Annotated in this window: 1 protein-coding gene; it reads left to right on the forward strand. The window is 52.6% G+C overall.

Annotated elements, in window-relative coordinates:
- Window positions 1-172: 172 nt before the first annotated feature.
- Window positions 173-1447, forward strand: coding sequence for an adenylosuccinate synthase (locus tag RUMCAL_RS13925; RefSeq protein ID WP_021683670.1), 1275 nt, complete (start codon window positions 173-175; stop codon window positions 1445-1447).
- The last annotated feature ends 138 nt before the right edge of the window (window positions 1448-1585 follow it).

Here is a 1585-nt window from a genome sequence, read left to right on the forward strand (position 1 = left end):
ATCCAATGGGTCACATCTATTGACAACGCAGACACAAAAAGAAAAAAATCTGCAAATGCTATTGCATTTCCCGAAAAAGCCTGTTATAATAGAATAGTATGCTGCAGTGATACACTGCACCGGAAGCTGGATTCCGGAAACAAATCCTATTTTGAAAAGTGAGGAATTTCTTATGCCTGCAAATATTGTAGTCGGTTCACAGTGGGGAGACGAAGGAAAGGGTAAGATCATCGACATCATGGCATCTCGTGCAGATGTGGTGGTTCGTGCAACAGGCGGCAACAATGCCGGTCACACCGTTGTCAACAACGGCGAAGTGTACAAGCTGCACCTGATCCCGTCCGGTATTCTCTATCCGGAAACCCTGTGCCTGATCGGTGCCGGCGTGGTTCTGGACCCGAAGGACTTCATCTCTGAACTGGACAGTCTGGAAAGCCGCGGCATTTCTACCGCAAACCTGAAGATCGATCCCCGTGCACACGTGGTAATGCCGTGGCACATTGAGCTGGACGGTCTGTCGGAAAAGTTCCGCGGCAACTCGGACATCGGCACCACCAAGCGTGGCATCGGTCCGACTTACATGGACAAGTACGAACGCTGCGGTCTGCGGATCTATGATCTGGTACATCCGGAAATTTTCGCAGAAAAGGCACGGGCTACCGGCACGCTGAAGAACAAGATCATCACTGCTGTTTACGGCGGCAAGGCGTTTGATCTGGACGCAGTGATTGCAGAGTATACCGAATACGGTAAGCGTCTGGCAAAGTATGTGGACGACGTTTCCGTTCTGACCTATGAGGCAAACAAGGCAGGAAAGACCATTATGTTCGAGGGTGCACAGGCAACCCTGCTGGACATTGACTTCGGTACTTATCCGTATGTTACCTCTTCTCACCCCATTGCAGCAGGTGCATGCATTGGTACCGGCGTTGGCCCGAAGATGATCACCAACATCATCGGCGTGGCAAAGGCATACACCACCCGCGTGGGCAAGGGACCGTTCCCGACAGAACTGAATGACGAAACCGGCGACACGATCCGCAACAAGGGCGGCGAATTCGGTACCACTACCGGCAGACCCCGCCGTACCGGCTGGTTCGATGCTGTCATTGTACGGCACTCTGTCCGCACCAACGGTCTGGACGGTCTGGCAATCAATAAGCTGGACACCCTCAGCGGCATCGGCACTCTGAAAATGTGCGTTGGCTATCAGAAGCCGGACGGCACAGTACTGAAAGATTTTCCGGCAGCACTGGAATCTCTGGCAGACTGCTCGCCGATCTACGAGGAATTCGAAGGCTTTGACGAAGATATTTCCGGCTGCAAGAGCTTTGACGAACTGCCGGAAGCCTGCAAGAAGTACATCGCACGGCTGGAAGAAGTCTGCGAGTGCAAGGTAGTCATGGTCGGCAACGGACCGGACAGAAGTCAGATTCTGGAACGGTAAGCAATCCGCTATTGCAATAAAAATACAAGGGAAACGCTCTCTGGACATGACGTGCAGAGGGCGTTTTTTGATTTCTTTGCTTGTGGCACTGTCGGTCGCGGATTCCTGAGGCAATACCGCACAAAGAGCGTCTGGCGA

This window comes from Ruminococcus callidus ATCC 27760, assembly GCF_000468015.1.
In the GTDB taxonomy this organism is placed as follows: Bacteria; Bacillota; Clostridia; order Oscillospirales; family Ruminococcaceae; genus Ruminococcus_C; species Ruminococcus_C callidus.

What these genes read in the sequence shown, in the direction of transcription:
- RUMCAL_RS13925 (WP_021683670.1), top strand. Translation starts at nt 173, where the DNA reads ATGCCTGCAAATATTGTAGTCGGTTCACAGTGGGGAGACGAAGGAAAG.